Annotated in this window: 14 protein-coding genes; 9 read left to right on the forward strand and 5 right to left on the reverse strand. The window is 65.4% G+C overall.

The annotated features are described in order from the left end of the window. Positions 1-39: 39 nt before the first annotated feature. On the reverse strand, positions 40-1,131 hold the full coding sequence (gene hppD / locus ACQY8M_RS27595; protein ID WP_428662558.1) for a 4-hydroxyphenylpyruvate dioxygenase: 1,092 nt from the start codon (positions 1,129-1,131) through the stop codon (positions 40-42). Between the two features lie 64 nt (positions 1,132-1,195). Between hppD and ACQY8M_RS27600 the strand changes: the two genes are divergently transcribed. The 5 genes from ACQY8M_RS27600 (at position 1,196) to aat (ending at position 4,659) form a co-directional block, all read left to right on the forward strand. Beyond that, a complete protein-coding gene (locus ACQY8M_RS27600; protein WP_428662561.1) occupies positions 1,196-1,645 on the forward strand; it encodes a MarR family winged helix-turn-helix transcriptional regulator in 450 nt (149 codons plus the stop codon). 119 nt (positions 1,646-1,764) lie between these two features. After that, positions 1,765-2,163: a type II 3-dehydroquinate dehydratase gene (gene aroQ / locus ACQY8M_RS27605; protein ID WP_428675507.1), complete on the forward strand. Its 399-nt coding sequence runs from the start codon at positions 1,765-1,767 to the stop codon at positions 2,161-2,163. A gap of 24 nt (positions 2,164-2,187) precedes the next feature. After that, entirely contained in the window at positions 2,188-2,658 is a 471-nt protein-coding gene (gene accB / locus ACQY8M_RS27610; protein ID WP_428662564.1) for an acetyl-CoA carboxylase biotin carboxyl carrier protein, read from the forward strand. Further along, the gene (accC, locus tag ACQY8M_RS27615; RefSeq protein WP_428662567.1) at positions 2,658-4,001 is read left to right on the forward strand and encodes an acetyl-CoA carboxylase biotin carboxylase subunit; all 1,344 of its coding nucleotides are present in this window, start codon (positions 2,658-2,660) and stop codon (positions 3,999-4,001) included. The genes accB and accC overlap by 1 nt, the downstream gene beginning before the upstream one ends. Positions 4,002-4,008: 7 nt before the next feature. Then, entirely contained in the window at positions 4,009-4,659 is a 651-nt protein-coding gene (aat, locus tag ACQY8M_RS27620) for a leucyl/phenylalanyl-tRNA--protein transferase (RefSeq protein ID WP_428662570.1), read from the forward strand. On the opposite strand, the gene ACQY8M_RS27625 is transcribed toward aat, so the two are convergent. The 4 genes from ACQY8M_RS27625 to ACQY8M_RS27640 form a co-directional block, all read right to left on the reverse strand. Further along, the gene (locus ACQY8M_RS27625; protein ID WP_428662573.1) at positions 4,596-5,039 is read right to left on the reverse strand and encodes a DUF2155 domain-containing protein; all 444 of its coding nucleotides are present in this window, start codon (positions 5,037-5,039) and stop codon (positions 4,596-4,598) included. The two genes, aat and ACQY8M_RS27625, sit on opposite strands and share 64 nt — an antisense overlap. Before the next feature lie 95 nt (positions 5,040-5,134). Then, on the reverse strand, positions 5,135-5,365 hold the full coding sequence (locus ACQY8M_RS27630) for a hypothetical protein (RefSeq protein ID WP_428662576.1): 231 nt from the start codon (positions 5,363-5,365) through the stop codon (positions 5,135-5,137). Next, positions 5,365-5,814 carry an outer membrane lipid asymmetry maintenance protein MlaD gene (mlaD, locus tag ACQY8M_RS27635; protein WP_428662578.1) on the reverse strand — a complete coding sequence of 150 codons (450 nt, stop codon included), beginning with the start codon at positions 5,812-5,814 and terminating at the stop codon, positions 5,365-5,367. The genes ACQY8M_RS27630 and mlaD overlap by 1 nt, the downstream gene beginning before the upstream one ends. Positions 5,815-5,839: 25 nt before the next feature. Beyond that, a complete protein-coding gene (locus tag ACQY8M_RS27640; protein WP_428662581.1) occupies positions 5,840-6,193 on the reverse strand; it encodes an NADH:ubiquinone oxidoreductase subunit NDUFA12 in 354 nt (117 codons plus the stop codon). A gap of 288 nt (positions 6,194-6,481) precedes the next feature. On the opposite strand from ACQY8M_RS27640, the gene ACQY8M_RS27645 reads away from it, so the two are divergent. From ACQY8M_RS27645 to ACQY8M_RS27660, 4 genes are all read left to right on the forward strand, one after another. Beyond that, positions 6,482-10,132, forward strand: coding sequence for a vitamin B12-dependent ribonucleotide reductase (locus ACQY8M_RS27645; RefSeq protein WP_428675509.1), 3,651 nt, complete (start codon positions 6,482-6,484; stop codon positions 10,130-10,132). A gap of 391 nt (positions 10,133-10,523) precedes the next feature. Next, positions 10,524-11,174: a TetR/AcrR family transcriptional regulator gene (locus ACQY8M_RS27650; RefSeq protein ID WP_428662584.1), complete on the forward strand. Its 651-nt coding sequence runs from the start codon at positions 10,524-10,526 to the stop codon at positions 11,172-11,174. Further along, complete coding sequence (locus ACQY8M_RS27655; protein WP_428662587.1) at positions 11,171-12,298, forward strand: efflux RND transporter periplasmic adaptor subunit; 1,128 nt, start codon at positions 11,171-11,173, stop codon at positions 12,296-12,298. Before ACQY8M_RS27650 ends, ACQY8M_RS27655 begins: the two co-directional genes overlap by 4 nt. A 6-nt stretch (positions 12,299-12,304) precedes the next feature. Next, positions 12,305-15,418 carry an efflux RND transporter permease subunit gene (locus ACQY8M_RS27660; protein ID WP_428662590.1) on the forward strand — a complete coding sequence of 1,038 codons (3,114 nt, stop codon included), beginning with the start codon at positions 12,305-12,307 and terminating at the stop codon, positions 15,416-15,418. Positions 15,419-15,468: the final 50 nt, after the last annotated feature.

Here is a 15,468-nt window from a genome sequence, read left to right on the forward strand (position 1 = left end):
CCCTTCCTCCCTCCGCGCAGCGCGGGGAGAAATATGACGCTATCCCTTCAGCACCCCTCGCCGGATCTGGTCGAGCTCGATCGATTCGAACAGGGCGCGGAAGTTGCCCTCGCCGAAGCCATCGTTGCCGCGGCGCTGGATGATCTCGAAGAAGATCGGGCCGATCACCGTCTGAGTGAAGATCTGCAGCAGCAACCCGCCGCCCTTGGTCGGTGCGCCGTCGACCAGGATGCGATCGTCAGCCATCCGCTTCAGGTCCTCGCCATGGCCCGGCAGGCGCGCATCGACCTGTTCGTAGTAGGTGTCCGGCACGTCCTGGAACGGCACGCCCTTGGTCTTGAGCGTCTCCACCGCCTCGTAGATGTCGGCCGTGGCGAGCGCGATGTGTTGGATCCCCTCGCCATGATAGGCCGAGAGATATTCCTGGATCTGCGATTTGTCGTCGGAACTCTCGTTGATCGGGATGCGGATCTTGCCACACGGGCTGGTCATCGCCTTGGACTTCAAGCCGGTCAGCTTGCCTTCTATGTCGAAGTAGCGGATCTCGCGGAAATTGAAGAGGCGCTCGTAGAAGTCCGACCATTCGGCCATGCGGCCGCGATGCACGTTGTGGGTCAGGTGATCGATGCCGGTGAGCCCGACGCCCTTCGGATGGCGATCGACGCCCGGCAGGAACTCGAAATCGACATCGTAGATGCTGCCGCGCTCGCCGTATCGGTCGACCAGGTAGATCAGCGAATCGCCGATGCCCTTGATCGCCGGGATGTTGAGTTCCATCGGCCCGACCTTGTTCTCCACGCCCCAGGCGCCGAGCGACAAGGCGCGCTTGTAGGCGAAGGCGGCGTTCTTCACCCGGAAGGCGATGGCGCAGACACTGGGGCCGTGCACGCGGGCGAAACCCTGCGCGAAGCTCTCCTTCTCACCGTTGACGATGAAGTTCACGTCGCCCTGGCGGAACAGAGAAACGTCCTTCGAGCGGTGACGCGCCACCTTCATGAAACCCATGGTCTCGAACAGGCGGCCAAGCGCCTCGGGCTCGGGCGCGGTGTATTCGACGAATTCGAAGCCGTCAGTGCCCATCGGATTGATGGGGTCGGGCTCGAGCAGTTTGGGGTCGCTGACACTTGCCATGATTGACCTCCAAGTCGAATTAGTTTCATATGTAACTATTATGCCGAAGCCTTTGCAAGCCCAATTGCGAACACTCGAGCTGGAGAATTTTCTCCCTTACCGGCTGTCCGTGCTGGCCCAGGTCGTGAGTGAATCGCTGCACGACCTCTATGCCGGGCCGTTCGATCTCACCGTCACGCAGTGGCGGGTCATGGCGGCGCTCGGCCGCTTCGCGCCGCTGACGGCCTCAGATGTGGGTCAGCGCATCGTCATGGACAAGGTGGCCGTCAGCCGGGCAGTCGCTGGCCTGATGAAGCGCGGGCTGGTCGAACGGGCGACCGATCACCGGGATCGGCGCCGCGCCTCTCTCGAGCTGAGCGCCAAGGGGCGAGCGATGCATGCGCGGATCGTCCCGCTGGCGCTGGAATACGAGCAACGGCTGTACGAAGCGCTCAGCACCGAGGAGCGGCACAAGTTCGACGGGCTGAGCGATCGGCTTTTCATCCACGCGCAGGCCTTGCGCCAAAGCCGCTAATTGCTGCTATAAGGCCGCGGACACACAACATGGAGGCAGTTTTGGCCGCAAAGGCCGCCCGGCGCCCATCGGCCGAACAGAACAAGCCGGTGCTGGTGATCAACGGGCCCAATCTGAACATGCTGGGCAAGCGGCAACCGGAAATCTACGGCCGGGAAACCCTGGCAGACGTCGAGAGGGCGTGCCGGGACGAAGCCGCGCGCCTCGTCCTCGCGGTGGAATTCTTCCAGAGCAACCACGAGGGGGCGCTGGTCGACCGGATCCAGGCTGCCCGCGAGCAGAACAGCGCCATCGTGATCAACGCCGGGGCCTATACCCATACCTCCGTCGCCCTGCTCGACGCGCTGAACGCCGCCGAGCTGCCGACGGTGGAAGTGCATCTTTCCAATATCTACAAGCGTGAAGCCTTCCGCCACCACTCCTATATAAGTCCCGCCGCTGTCGGCGTGATCGCGGGGTTGGGAAGCCAGGGTTACCTTCTGGCTTTACAGGCGCTGGCGCGCCTGCTGGCACGCTGAAGCCTCATTCGGGAGCGTTCGTCCATGGCCAAGTTCGAGATGGATACGGATTTCATCCGTAAGCTGGCGGCCATCCTCGAGGAAACAGACCTCGGCGAGATCGAGCTGGCCGACGGCGAGCGCAAGATTCGCGTTGCGCGGGCGACCGTGGCAGGTCCGGCGCAGTTCACGATGGCACCCCCCATGGTTGCTCAAACCGGCCCGGCGATGGCTGGGCCTGCTGGCGCCGTGGCTCCCGCATCCGGCGATCTCGGCAAGCATCCCGGCGCCGTCAAATCGCCGATGGTCGGCACGGCATACCTTTCACCGGAGCCCGGCAAGCCTGTATTCGTCCACGTCGGCGACAAGGTCACGGCCGGACAGACGCTGCTGATCATCGAGGCGATGAAGACCTTCAATCCGATCAAGGCCCCCAAGGCCGGTGTGGTCACCCAGGTCCTGGTCGAGAATGCGCGGCCGGTGGAGTTCGCCGAAGTCCTGATGATCATCGAATAATGTTCGACAAGATCCTGATCGCCAATCGGGGCGAGATCGCGCTCCGCATTCATCGCGCTTGCCGCGAGATGGGCATCCAGACCGTGGCGGTGCATTCGACGGCCGACAGCGACGCCATGCATGTGCGCCTGGCCGACGTGTCGGTCTGCATCGGCCCGCCGCCGGCCCGCGACAGCTACCTCAACATTCCCGCCATCCTGTCGGCCGCCACCATAACCGGCGTCGACGCGATCCATCCCGGCTACGGCTTCCTGTCCGAGAATGCGCGCTTCGCCGACGCGGTCGAAGCGCATGGCTTCACCTTCATCGGACCGACGGCGGAGCATATCCGCATGATGGGCGACAAGATCGTCGCCAAGCAGACCGCGCACGACCTCGGCCTGCCGCTGGTGCCGGGTTCTCCCGGTCCGGTCGGGTCGGTCGAAGAGATCCTGGCGCTGGGCGAAAAGATCGGCTGGCCGGTGCTGATCAAGGCGGTCGCGGGCGGGGGCGGACGCGGCATGAAGGTCGTCGAGGCGCCGGAGGGGGCGTCGGAGGCGTTTTCGCTGGCACGCGCCGAAGCGAAGGCCGCCTTCAGCAACGACTCCGTCTATGTCGAGAAGTACCTCGGCCGGCCGCGCCATATCGAGATCCAGGTTCTGGGCGACGGCCGCGGCGCGGGCGTGCATCTCGGCGAGCGCGACTGCTCGCTGCAGCGCCGTCACCAGAAGGTGCTCGAGGAAGCCCCCTCGCCCGCTCTCAATGCCGAGCAGCGCGCGCGCATCGGCGAGCTCGCCGCTGCCGCGGTTCGCAAGCTCGAGTATCGCGGCGCCGGCACGATGGAGTTCCTGTTCCAGGATGGCGAGTTCTACTTCATCGAGATGAACACCCGCCTGCAGGTCGAGCACCCGATCACCGAGGCGGTAACTGGCATCGACCTTGTACGCGAGCAGATCCGCATCGCTGCCGGCGGATCGCTCTTGCTGCGCCAGGAGGACATCGCCATCCACGGCCATGCCATCGAGTGCCGCATCAACGCCGAGAACCCGCGGACCTTCGTGCCCTCGCCCGGCAAGGTGGTCGAGTATCATCCGCCCGGCGGCCTCGGCGTTCGCGTCGATTCGGGCCTCTACGGCGGCTACTCGATCCCGCCGTTCTACGATTCGATGGTCGCGAAGCTGATCGTCAGCGGCCCAAGCCGCAACGAATGCCTGATGCGGCTGCGGCGCTCGCTCGAGGAGTTCGTGATCGGCGGCATCGAGACCACCATCCCGCTGCACCAGGAGATCATCCAGCAGCAGGAATTCATCGACGGCGACTACAACATTCACTGGCTGGAGAAGCTGGTCGGCCTGAAGAAATAAGGACGGCATGCTCGAGATCACGCCCGAGCTGCTGCTGCAGGCCTATCGCATCGGCGTCTTCCCGATGGGCGAGCGCCGCGACGACCCCAAGCTCTACTGGCTCGACCCCCGGCTGCGCGCGGTGCTGCCGCTCGACGGCTTCCATCTGCCCAGGCGTCTCGCGCGTACCGTACGTCAGGGCACCTTCGAAGTCAGCGCCGACACGGATTTCACCGGGGTGATGCGCGCCTGCGCCGAACCGCGACCTGGCCATCCCGAAAGCTGGATCAACGAACCGATCCTGGCACTCTACAGCGAGTTATTCGCACGCGGCCATGCGCACAGCGTCGAATGCCGGCACGATGGCCTATTGGTCGGCGGCCTCTATGGCGTCTCGGTGGGCGCGGCCTTCTTTGGCGAGAGCATGTTCAGCCGCCAGCGCGATGCGTCCAAGGTCGCGTTGGTCCATCTCATGGCGCGGCTGATCAAGGGCGGCTTTCGCCTGCTCGACTGCCAGTTCATGACCGATCACCTGCGCAGCTTCGGCGCGATCGAGGTGCCGCGCGATGAGTTCCGGACGAAGCTCGCCGACGCGGTCGACCGGACCGCAAATTTTCAGCGCGAGCTGGGCGGCGAGGATCCGGTTGCCATCGTGCAGGCGAGCACGCGCACGTCGTAGACGCCGTCGTCGAGCGCCGACAGCGCCGGCGTCGAGGCGAACATCCAGCCAGCAAACAGCTTCTGCTCGGGCTGGCCGGGCTTATGGTCGACGATGGTGAGATAGGCCGCCGATTCAGGCGGCGCGTCCGGCGTGTTCACCAGGCAGTCACCGACATTGATATCGAGCGTGCCGAAGCGTGTAGCCTGGCCGACCGGCGCGTAGAAGCGCTGGGTGCGCGCCGTCACCTTGTCGAGGCCCTGAAGCTCGGCGACGCGCCGGCCCGGCCCATCGGGGATGCCGCGCAAGGTCGCGGGATTGTCGTTGCGCGGGGGCGGCAGGGGCTGCTGTTGCTGCGCGGTCGCGGGGCCAAGCCAGACGAGCAGTGCCAGAAAGGCCAATGCAACTCTGCTGGGAGCGCGGCTCTCCAGAGCCGCTCTTCCTTCGGTCAATCGCATCCCATGATCGGCTCTGGAGAGCCGCGCTCCCAGCCGCATCACTTCTCTGTCGCGTGCGGAACCGCCAGGGCGTCGATCAACTCGTGCAAGGCCGCCTTGATCTGCTGTGCGTCGCATCCCATCAGGACTCCGTCCTCCAGCGCATCGGCGCAGAGGCCCTCTATTTCCTCGATGTTCTGGTTCAGCACTTTGATCTTTTCGAGGCAGGACACCGGCTTGCCGTCGGACTGCCGCCATACCGGTGGCGCTTTGGGAACCTGTGCATTCATCACTTCGACCCCGTGCCGCTGAACATGAACTTGGCGATCAGTTCGGTGATGGAAATGGCGTCCTGCGTGTTGGCGACTTCGCCACCGGGTTGGATCATCGTCTTGTCGCCGCCGGGATCGAGCACGATCACCATGCCGCCGAGCAGCGATTCGCTGACGATCTTGGCATTGGTGTCGACGGGAACCTGCACGCTCGAGGTCACCGCCATGTGGACGACGGCCTGATAGGTCTTGCGGTCGAGATCGACCGAGGTGACGGTGCCGATCTTCACGCCGCTCAAGGTGACATCGGCACCGCGCTTCAGCCCATCGATGCGCCCGAACCGGGCAGTGATCTCGTAGCCGTCCGCCCCGCCCCGATCCGACTTGGCGAAGGCATAGAAGACAAAGACGCCGGCCACCACCAGCACCAAGGCTCCAACGATCGTCTCGACGACACTGCGACCCACGCGCTTCTCCCCTACCGCGCGGCGCTCAACCCGGACGCCACGCCTCGTAGGGCGGCTTGGGTTTGTCAGGGCTGGTCACGAGGGTCGAGCCCGGTGGCCGGTAGGCGAGGTCGGTGCCGCTGAGGTTGCGCACGTGATCCTTCTGCCAGGTCTTGCGCGGCAGACCGCCGGCGGGCGGCGGCGCGTCGGTCGTGTGATGCAGCCAGCCGTGCCAGTCCGGCGGCACGCGCGAGGCTTCCACGTCGCCGTTGTACATGACCCAGCGCTTGCGGCGCTGCCCTTCGACGGGGCGCTTGTCCTGAAAGTAGCGATTGCCTTGTGCGTCGCTGCCGACGAGTTCGCCGCGCATCTTGGTGAAGAGCCAGGTGCCGAACGTCATTCACTCACTCTCGAAAAATGTCTCGCGCCGCTTGTACGCGGGCGTCTGCTGGCTGGCAACGCGACGCATCGATGACGGTGCGCGGATCATTCGCTGTACCGTGATTCGACACTGTGTTGCCACTTTGCATCATGTAGTGCCATCAACAGCTTGCTCTACAAAATATAGTTGCGCACACAAGATTTTGTAATTTAGTATCATCGTGTGCCTATATCTGCGTGCTCAGCATCGAGTGAGAGCACCCCACGATCGAACGAGATAACGGGAACTGGGCACGGGGGTCCGATGATGCGCTTGGAGCGCCGGTTTACGCGAGCAGGAAGATCACCATTCGAAGGGATGGCTTTCCGTACTGGCGATTCGGAAATCCGCAATCCCGACGGCACGATCATCTTCCAGCATCGCGGCATCGAGGTGCCGGCGGCGTGGTCTCAGGTCGCGACGGATGTGATCGCGCAAAAATATTTCCGGCGCGCCGGCGTCGCACGGCTCCTAAAGAAGGTTGCCGAGGCCGATACGCCCGAATGGCTGTGGCGTTCGGTGCCGGACGAAGATGCGCTTGCCGCGCTGCCGGCCGACCGGCGCTTCGGCGGCGAGGCCAGCGCGCGCGACGTCTTCCATCGCATGGCCGGCGCCTGGACCTACTGGGGTTGGAAGGGCGGCTACTTCGACAGCGAAGGCGACGCCCTCACCTTCTACGACGAGCATTGCTTCATGCTGGCAGCGCAGATGGCTGCGCCCAATTCGCCGCAGTGGTTCAACACCGGCCTGCACTGGGCTTACGGCATCGATGGGCCGGGCCAGGGCCACTGGTATGTCGACCATCGCGACGGCGCGTCCCATCCATCGGAGTCTGCATACGAGCGGCCGCAGCCGCACGCCTGCTTCATCCAGGGCGTGTCCGACGAGCTGGTGAGCGAGGGCGGCATCATGGACCTGTGGGTCCGCGAGGCGCGGCTCTTCAAGTACGGCTCGGGCACCGGATCCAACTTCTCCGGTATCCGCGGCTCGGGCGAGCGGCTGTCGGGCGGCGGAAAGTCGTCCGGGCTGATGTCGTTCCTGAAGATCGGCGATCGTGCGGCCGGCGCCATCAAGTCGGGCGGCACGACGCGGCGCGCGGCCAAGATGGTCGTGGTCGACGTCGACCATCCCGACATCGAGGAGTTCATCTCCTGGAAGATGCTCGAGGAGCAGAAGGTCGCGGCGCTGGTCGCGGGCTCCAGGCTCGCCAACAGGCACCTCAACGCGATCATGGACGCCTGCGCCGAGGGACTCGATCCCAGGGAGAACCCACGGCTGCGGCGCGAGATCGCCGCCGCGCGCCGGGCCGAGCTGCCGGAGAACTACATTCAGCGGGTCATCCAGTTCGCACGCCAAGGCTACAGCCACATCGAGTTCCCGGTCTTCGACCTGAATTGGGAGTCCGAGGCCTATGCGTCGGTGGCCGGGCAGAACGCCAACAACACCGTGCGGGTGACGGACGAATTCCTGCGCGCGGTCGAAGCGGACCGTGACTGGGCGCTGACGGCCCGCACGACCGGCGTGGCGCTGAAGACGGTCAGCGCCGAGGCCCTGTGGGAGCGCATCGCCGAGGCAGCCTGGCATTCGGCAGATCCCGGCGTGCAGTTCGATACGACGATCAACGACTGGCACACCTGCCCCGAGTCCGGACGCATCAACGCGTCCAACCCCTGCTCGGAGTACATGTTCCTCGACGACACGGCCTGCAATCTCGCCTCGCTGAACCTGATGCGGTTCCGCCGGGACGACGGCGCGGTCGATGTCCCGGCGCTGGAGCATGCCAGCCGCCTGTGGACCATCGTGCTCGAGATCTCAGTGATGATGGCGCAATACCCGTCGCGCCGGATTGCCGAGCTGTCCTACCGCTACCGTACCCTCGGCCTGGGCTATGCCAACCTCGGCGCGTTGCTGATGGCGCGCGGGCTCGGCTACGACTCGGTCGGCGGTCGCGCCATCGCCGGGGCGATCGCCGCGGTGATGACCGGTACCGCCTACGCCACCTCTGCCGCAATGGCGGAGACGATGGGCGCCTTCCCCGGCTTCGACGCCAATCGCGCGGCAATGCTGAAGGTGATCCGCAACCATCGGCGCGCCGCGCACGGCAAGAATGCCGGCTACGAAGCGCTGGCCATCGCACCGGTCGCACTCGATATCGCCAACTGCCCCGACGCCCCCCTCGTCGCAGCAGCAAAAAACGCCTGGAATCAGGCACTGGAGCTCGGCGAGCAGCACGGCTTCCGCAATGCACAGGTGTCCGTGATCGCGCCGACCGGCACGATCGGACTGGTGATGGATTGCGACACCACCGGCATCGAGCCCGACTTCGCTCTGGTGAAGTTCAAGACGCTGGCCGGCGGCGGCTACTTCAAGATCATCAACCGGACGGTGACACTCGCTCTCGAACACCTCGGCTACGACGACGAGAGTGCCGCTCGCATCGTGGCGCATGCGGTTGGTCACGGCACGCTGAAGGGCGCGCCTGCGATCAATCACGAAGCGCTTGCGGCGCGTGGCTTCGATGCCGCGACGCTCCAGCGGATCGAGAAGGCGCTGCCGACGGCGTTCGACATCCGCGCCGCCTTCTCGCGCTACACCCTGGGTGACGATTTCTGCCGCGGGATCCTGGCGCTCGACGAGGCAACGCTCGCCGATCCCGAGCTCGACCTGCTCGCGCGTCTCGGCTTCTCCCGCAGCGACATCGCTGCCGCGAACGTCTTCGCCTGCGGGACGATGTCGATCGAAAGCGCGCCTGATCTGAAGCGCGAGCATCTTTCCGTGTTCGATTGTGCGAATCCCTGTGGACGAGATGGCACGCGCTGCTTGTCTGCGGAGAGTCACATACGCATGATGGCGGCAGCACAACCGTTCATCTCAGGCGCGATCTCCAAAACGATCAACATGCCTAACACCGCAACGGTCGAAGACTGCCGCAAGGCTTACGAGTTGTCCTGGAAGCTTGGCCTGAAGGCCAATGCTCTCTATCGGGACGGCTCCAAGCTTTCGCAACCGTTGTCGGCAATGGCAATCGGCGACGACCGCGCCGCCAACGACGACCTCGTGGAGATGACGCCTGCGGCGCGTGCGCCGGTGATCGCCGAACGCATTGTCGAACGGATCGTCGAGCGCGAGGTGCGGCGCGGACGCGAGCGGCTGCCGCAGCGGCGCAAGGGCTACACCCAGAAGGCGATCGTCGGTGGTCACAAGGTCTACCTGCGCACCGGGGAGTACGAGGACGGCAGGGTCGGCGAGATCTTCATCGACATGCACAAGGAAGGTGCGGCCTTCCGCAGCGTGATGAACAACTTCGCCATCGCCATCTCGATCGGCCTGCAATACGGCGTGCCGCTCGAGGAGTTCATCGAGGCCTATACCTTCACCCGCTTCGAGCCGTCGGGCCTGGTCGAAGGCAATGACGCGATCAAGATGTCGACGTCGGTGCTCGACTACATCTTCCGCGAGCTCGCGATCTCCTATGCCGGCCGCACCGACCTCTCGCATGTCGAGCAGGCGGACCTGCGCCCCGACGGCGTGGGCCGCGGCACGGTCGCCGACGGCCTGCCGTCCTCCGGCAGCACGGCCGCGCGGGCTGCCGCCGATGCCGTGAGCCGCATCGCCGGCGCGGGCTACACGCGCAGCAATCTTTACGTCTTGAACGGCCGGACGGCCGGCAATGTCGCGATCGCCGAAGAAGCGCTCGCAGCCGGCCACCTGCCCAACGAACTGACAGACGGCCCAGCCGTCGCTTCGGCGCCCAACGCCACAGCGGCCGTCGTCGGCGTCGCGACCAGAACGGCATTCACCGCGAAGCTGCAAGGCTTCGAAGGAGATGCCTGTCCGGAATGCGGCAACTTCACCATGGTCCGCAACGGGACGTGCCTCAAATGCACGACCTGCGGCGGCACCACTGGCTGCAGTTGAGCATGCGTGGCGTAGCGTACCCGCGTACCCCGGGGCCCTCGCGGTTGGGGACCTCAAAGCTAACCATAGGAGACAGTTATGGCTGCCAAGAAAAAGGTCGCTAAGAAAAAGGCTGCTAAGAAGAAGAAGCAGTAATCAGGTAAGGGCGTAAGTCAGGGTTCCAGACCCTGACCCCTCTAACCAAACGCCTTTCGGCCTCCGGTCGGGCGCCCCTCATCAGGGACCCCGCCGGAGGCCACCTTCAAGAATTCGTGCATTAAAGCCAATGCGCATCCCCGTTCGCGGGGATGGAAAGGTGAAACTGATTTCGGACGTCCGGCGACCTGATCTGGTCTGCCGGACTTTTTTTGTCCGGCTTGATCCTGCCAGAATTCGGCTCTATCCAGCGGAAATGGATACTGACCAGTCAGTCAATCTGCCCGATTCCCCTCGTTCTACCCGGACCCGGCGCCCCGATGACCGCGGCCCCGAGATCGCGCGCGCCGCGCTCGACCTGTTCGTCACGCGCGGCTTTGCCGCCACGAAGCTCGAAGACGTCGCAAAGGCCGCCGGTGTCAGCAAGGGCCTCCCCTACCTCTACTTCAGGAACAAGGAAGAGCTCTTCAAGGCCGTGATCGCCGAGGCGATCGGCGAGCCGCTGGTGAAAGCGACCGAATTCGTCGACAGCTACGAAGGCTCGACCGAAGACCTGCTGCGCGACCTCATCGTCAGGTTTCGTGCTTTCGCCGAGAGCCCGCTGGGCGGCGTGATCAAGCTGATCCTCGCCGAGGCTGGAAACTTTCCCGACGTCGCGCACTTCTACTGCTCGACCTTCGAGCTGCGCGGCCGCGCCCTGTTCGCCAAGACCCTGCGTCGCGGCGTGGCGCGCGGCGAGTTCCGTCCGATCGCCGATATCGACGCCACCGCCATCGTCGTCGCCCAGCCGCTGGCGATGCACTCGGTGTGGCTGCGCTCGCTCGCACCCTTCGACAAGCAGGCTCCGACCAACGACGCGTTCTACGCCGCCTATCTCGATCTGATCCTCAAGGGTCTACGGTCATGACCGCCACGAAGAGAGCTCTGATCGCAGCCGTCGGCGTTGCCGCTGTGCTCGCCGGCGGGGCCTTCGCGTGGAAGGCGACCCGTGCCCCCGCGTCCCAGGTCGCCTCCCGATCTGTGACGACCTCCCGGCCGCTCGAGCTGATTCCGCAGGAACTCCATACGATCAAGCCGCGCGGGCTCGTCGACATCATACGGTTCACGGGCACGACCCAGCCGATCAACCAGACCGTCGTCAAGGCGCGCGTCGCAGGACGTCTTGTCGAGGTCCTGGTCCGCGAAGGCGACAAGGTCACGAAGGGCCAGTTGCTCGCGCGCTTCGAAACCGCCGAGCTCCAGGCGAAGGTCAACGAACGTCAGTCGGCGGTCGACGCTGCGCGGGCCGAGCTACGCTGGGCGTCGCGCGACCGCTCGGACAAGGAAACCCTTTCCGCCCGCAACATCGTTTCGCAATCGGCAGCCGACCAGGCGCGGTCGACAGCCGAGAACAGGACCTCGATGGTGGCGGTGTCGGAAGCCCAGCTCGAGGTCGCGCGCAGGAACCTCGCCGATGCCGAGGTGCGCGCCCCCTTCGCCGGCATCGTCGGCGAGCGCATCGCCAACCAGGGTGAATCGCTGCCGATCGACGGCAAGATCGTGGCGTTGCTCGACACCAGTCATGTAGAGATCGCCGCCCAGATGCCGGCGGCAGACGTCGTGCGCCTTCAGGTCGGCCAGATGGCCACCATAAGCCTCGAAGGCTTCGGCGAGCGGCCGTTCAACGGCAAGGTGACGCGCATCAGCCCGACGGCCCAGCCAGGCTCGCGATCGATTCCCGTCTATGTCGAGATCCTCGACCACGACGACGGCCTGCGCGGCGGGCTGTTCGGCACGGGCGCCATCGCGGTCAAGGAGAAGGCTCACGCGCTGGCCGTGCCGGCCGCGGCGATGCGCAAGGACGACGACGGCGACTTCGTGCTGGCGGTAGAGAACGCCACCCTCGTGCGCAAGCCCGTCGGCGCCGTGCGCACCTGGTCGCGTGGCGAGCTGGTCGAGGTGAAGGGCCTCGACTCCGGCATGGTCGTCGTCGCCGCTCCTCTGCCCGGGCTCAAGGCCGGGCAGGCGGTGAAGCTCACCGACACCCGGTAGCACGCCATGAAGCTCACCCGGATCGCGGTCGACAATCCCGTCTTCACCACCATGATGATGGTGGCGCTGCTGGTGCTGGGCCTATTCTCCTATCGCCAGCTCGGCGTCGACCAGTTCCCGAACGTAGACTTTCCGGTCGTGGTGGTGACGACCAACTATCCCGGCGCGACGCCGGAAACGGTCGAGAGCGAGATCAGCCGCAAGATCGAGGAGAGCGTCAACGCCATCGCCGGCCTCAAGACACTGTCGTCTCGATCGCTGGAAGGCCAGTCGATCGTCATCGCCGAGTTCGAGCTTTCGATTCCCTCTGCCGTCGCCATGCAGGACGTGCGCGAGAAGGTGCAGACAGTGCGCTCCGCTTTCCGGCCGGAGGTCAAGGAGCCGCTGATCCAACGCCTCAACCCGGACGACCAGCCGATCGTGTCGATCGCCGTGCGGTCCGACATCCGCGGCGTGCGCGAGCTCACGACCATCGCCGACCAGATCATCATCAAGCGCATCCAGACGGCACGCGACGTCGGACGCGCCACCATTGCCGGCGGCGTAAAGCGCCAGATCAACATCGAGCTCGACCCCGGCCGCATGCAGGCGCTGCGGGTCGGCGTCAATGACGTACTGGCGGCGGTGCGGGACGAGAACCAGAACTTCCCGGCCGGCAACGTCCAGCGCGGCAACGACGACCGCATCGTCGAGGTTACCGGACGAATGGCGGAGCCCGGACATTTCGCCGACCTGATCGTCGCCCGGCGCGGCGCCGCGCCGGTCTACCTGCGCCAGGTCGCCAATGTCGTCGACGGACAGCAGGAGCGCGACAACATCGCGATGCTGGCCGGCGTCCGGGCGCTCGCCATCGACGTGGTCAAGACCCAGGGCTCCAACACCATCGACGTCGCCAAGGGCGTGCGCGCCGCGGTCGCCGAACTCCAGAAGTCGCTTCCTGTCGACGTCAGGCTCGACATCGTGCGCGACAGCTCGCGCGGCATCCAGAACTCGGTGAGCAACGTCCAGCAAACGATGATCGAGGGCGGCTTTCTCACCATCGCCATCGTCTTCCTCTTCCTGCATTCGTGGCGTAGCACGGTGATCACCGGCCTCGCCCTGCCGATCTCGGTGTTCGGTTCGTTCATGGTGATGGCGGCCTTCGGCTTCACGCTGAACGTGCTCACATTGATGGCGCTCAGCCTGGCGATCGGCATCCTGATCGACGACGCCATCGTGGTGCGCGAGAACATCATGCGGCACATCGGCTTCGGCAAGACGCATCGCCAGGCCGCCATCGACGGCACCGACGAGATCGGGCTCGCGGTGCTCGCCACCACTTTCTGCATCGTCGCAGTGTTCCTGCCGGTCGCCTTCATGGGCGGTATCATCGGCCGCTTCTTCTTCCAGTTCGGCATCATGGTGTCGGCTGCCGTCCTGATCTCGCTGTTCGTATCCTTCACGCTCGACCCGATGCTGTCGTCGATCTGGTACGATCCGCAGGCGCACAGCAACAGCCGGTTTGCGCGCACGGTGAGGGCGTTCGAGGAGAGCGCCGCCCGGGCCTACCGGTGGATCCTGAGCGGCGCCCTGCGCTGGCCGAAGACGACATTGCTGATCGCGCTCGCCGCCTTCGGCGGCAGCTTCGCCCTGCCGAAATACATCGGCTTCGAGTTCGCGCCCCAGGCCGATCTCGGCGAGCAGGTCGTCGCGATCGAAACGCCGGTCGGCTCGTCGCTCGACTACACCGAGGCGAAGCTCCGGCAGGTCGATGCCGCGGTGCGCGAGTTCCCCGAGATCGACTACACCTACGGCACGGTCAACACCGGGTACGCGAACGGAAAGAACCAGGCGAGCCTTTACCTGCGCTTCAAGCCGCTGAAGGACCGCAAGCGATCGCCCGAACAGCTGGCGCAGCCGATCCGCGACCGGCTTGCAACCATTCCCGGCATCCTGGTCTCGATCAACATTCCCGGCGGCCCCGCCGGCGGCGTGCAGAAGCAGCTCCAGCTTTCGCTGCAGGGCCGGGACATGGCGGTGCTCGACCGGATCTCGCGCGAGGTGATGCGGCGGGCGGCCGAGGTGCCCGGTCTCGTCGACCTCGACCGCAACCTGAAAGCCGCGAAGCCGATGCTGTCGGTACGCCTGCGGCGCGATGCCGCCTCCGATCTCGGCCTCGGCACGGCGCTCGTCGCGCAGTCGCTCCGGCCGCTTTTCGCCGGCGACGAGACCAGCCTGTGGCGCGCGCCCGATGGCGAGAATTACACAGTCATGCTCCGCCTGCCGCTCGACGACCGCACCGGCGTGGCCGACCTCCAGCGCATCTGGTTCACCGCGGGGACCGAGTCCAACGGCCTGCCGCGCATGGTGCACATTGCCCAGATCGCCGACATCGTGAACGACGTCGGCGCCTCGCAGATCAACCGACGCGACCTCAATCGCGAGGTCCAGATCACCGCCAACGTCTCGGGACGCTCCACGGGCGAGGTCAGCAACGACCTGCAGAAGATCCTCGCCGACACTTCCCTGCCGCCCGGCTACCGCTTCGTGTTCGGCGGCTCGACCAAGGACATCAACGAAAGCGCAGGCTATGCCGGGCAGGCGCTGCTGCTCGCGGTCATCCTGATCTACCTGATCCTCGCCTCGCAGTTTGGCAGCTTCCTCCAGCCGGTCGCGATCATGATGTCGCTGCCGATGTCGCTGATCGGCGTGTTCCTCGGGCTGCTGATCGCCGGCTCCACGCTCAACATCTTCAGCGCCATCGGCTTCATCATGCTGATGGGCCTGGTTACCAAGAACGCCATCCTGCTGGTCGATTTCTTCAACCAGGCGCGCGGCCGCGGCATGGCCGTGAACGAGGCCCTGCTCGAGGCCGGTTCGATCCGGTTGCGGCCCATCCTGATGACCACCCTGGCGATGGTCTTCGGCATGATGCCGCTCGCCCTCGGCATCGGCGAAGGCGCCAGCCAGCGCGCGCCGATGGCCCACGCGGTGATCGGCGGCCTGATCAGCTCGACCCTGCTCACCCTGGTCGTCGTGCCGGTCGTGCTGGTCTACATCGACCGCATCGGGGTCTGGGCGCGCAAGCGCCTCCACCGCTCGGCCGACGACATGGCTCGTCTGCACAAACCTGCCGAGTAATTTCTCACCGCCGCCGCACTTCGTGGCACGAAACGCGCTATGCTTTCTCT

Source organism: Reyranella sp. (genome assembly GCF_965279465.1).
Lineage (GTDB): Bacteria > Pseudomonadota > Alphaproteobacteria > Reyranellales > Reyranellaceae > Reyranella.

What these genes read in the sequence shown, in the direction of transcription:
- hppD (WP_428662558.1), bottom strand. Translation starts at nt 1,131, where the DNA reads ATGGCAAGTGTCAGCGACCCCAAACTGCTCGAGCCCGACCCCATCAAT.
- aroQ (WP_428675507.1), top strand. Translation starts at nt 1,765, where the DNA reads ATGCTGGGCAAGCGGCAACCGGAAATCTACGGCCGGGAAACCCTGGCA.
- accB (WP_428662564.1), top strand. Translation starts at nt 2,188, where the DNA reads ATGGCCAAGTTCGAGATGGATACGGATTTCATCCGTAAGCTGGCGGCC.
- accC (WP_428662567.1), top strand. Translation starts at nt 2,658, where the DNA reads ATGTTCGACAAGATCCTGATCGCCAATCGGGGCGAGATCGCGCTCCGC.
- aat (WP_428662570.1), top strand. Translation starts at nt 4,009, where the DNA reads ATGCTCGAGATCACGCCCGAGCTGCTGCTGCAGGCCTATCGCATCGGC.
- ACQY8M_RS27630 (WP_428662576.1), bottom strand. Translation starts at nt 5,365, where the DNA reads ATGAATGCACAGGTTCCCAAAGCGCCACCGGTATGGCGGCAGTCCGAC.
- ACQY8M_RS27640 (WP_428662581.1), bottom strand. Translation starts at nt 6,193, where the DNA reads ATGACGTTCGGCACCTGGCTCTTCACCAAGATGCGCGGCGAACTCGTC.
- ACQY8M_RS27645 (WP_428675509.1), top strand. Translation starts at nt 6,482, where the DNA reads ATGCGCTTGGAGCGCCGGTTTACGCGAGCAGGAAGATCACCATTCGAA.
- ACQY8M_RS27650 (WP_428662584.1), top strand. Translation starts at nt 10,524, where the DNA reads ATGGATACTGACCAGTCAGTCAATCTGCCCGATTCCCCTCGTTCTACC.
- ACQY8M_RS27655 (WP_428662587.1), top strand. Translation starts at nt 11,171, where the DNA reads ATGACCGCCACGAAGAGAGCTCTGATCGCAGCCGTCGGCGTTGCCGCT.
- ACQY8M_RS27660 (WP_428662590.1), top strand. Translation starts at nt 12,305, where the DNA reads ATGAAGCTCACCCGGATCGCGGTCGACAATCCCGTCTTCACCACCATG.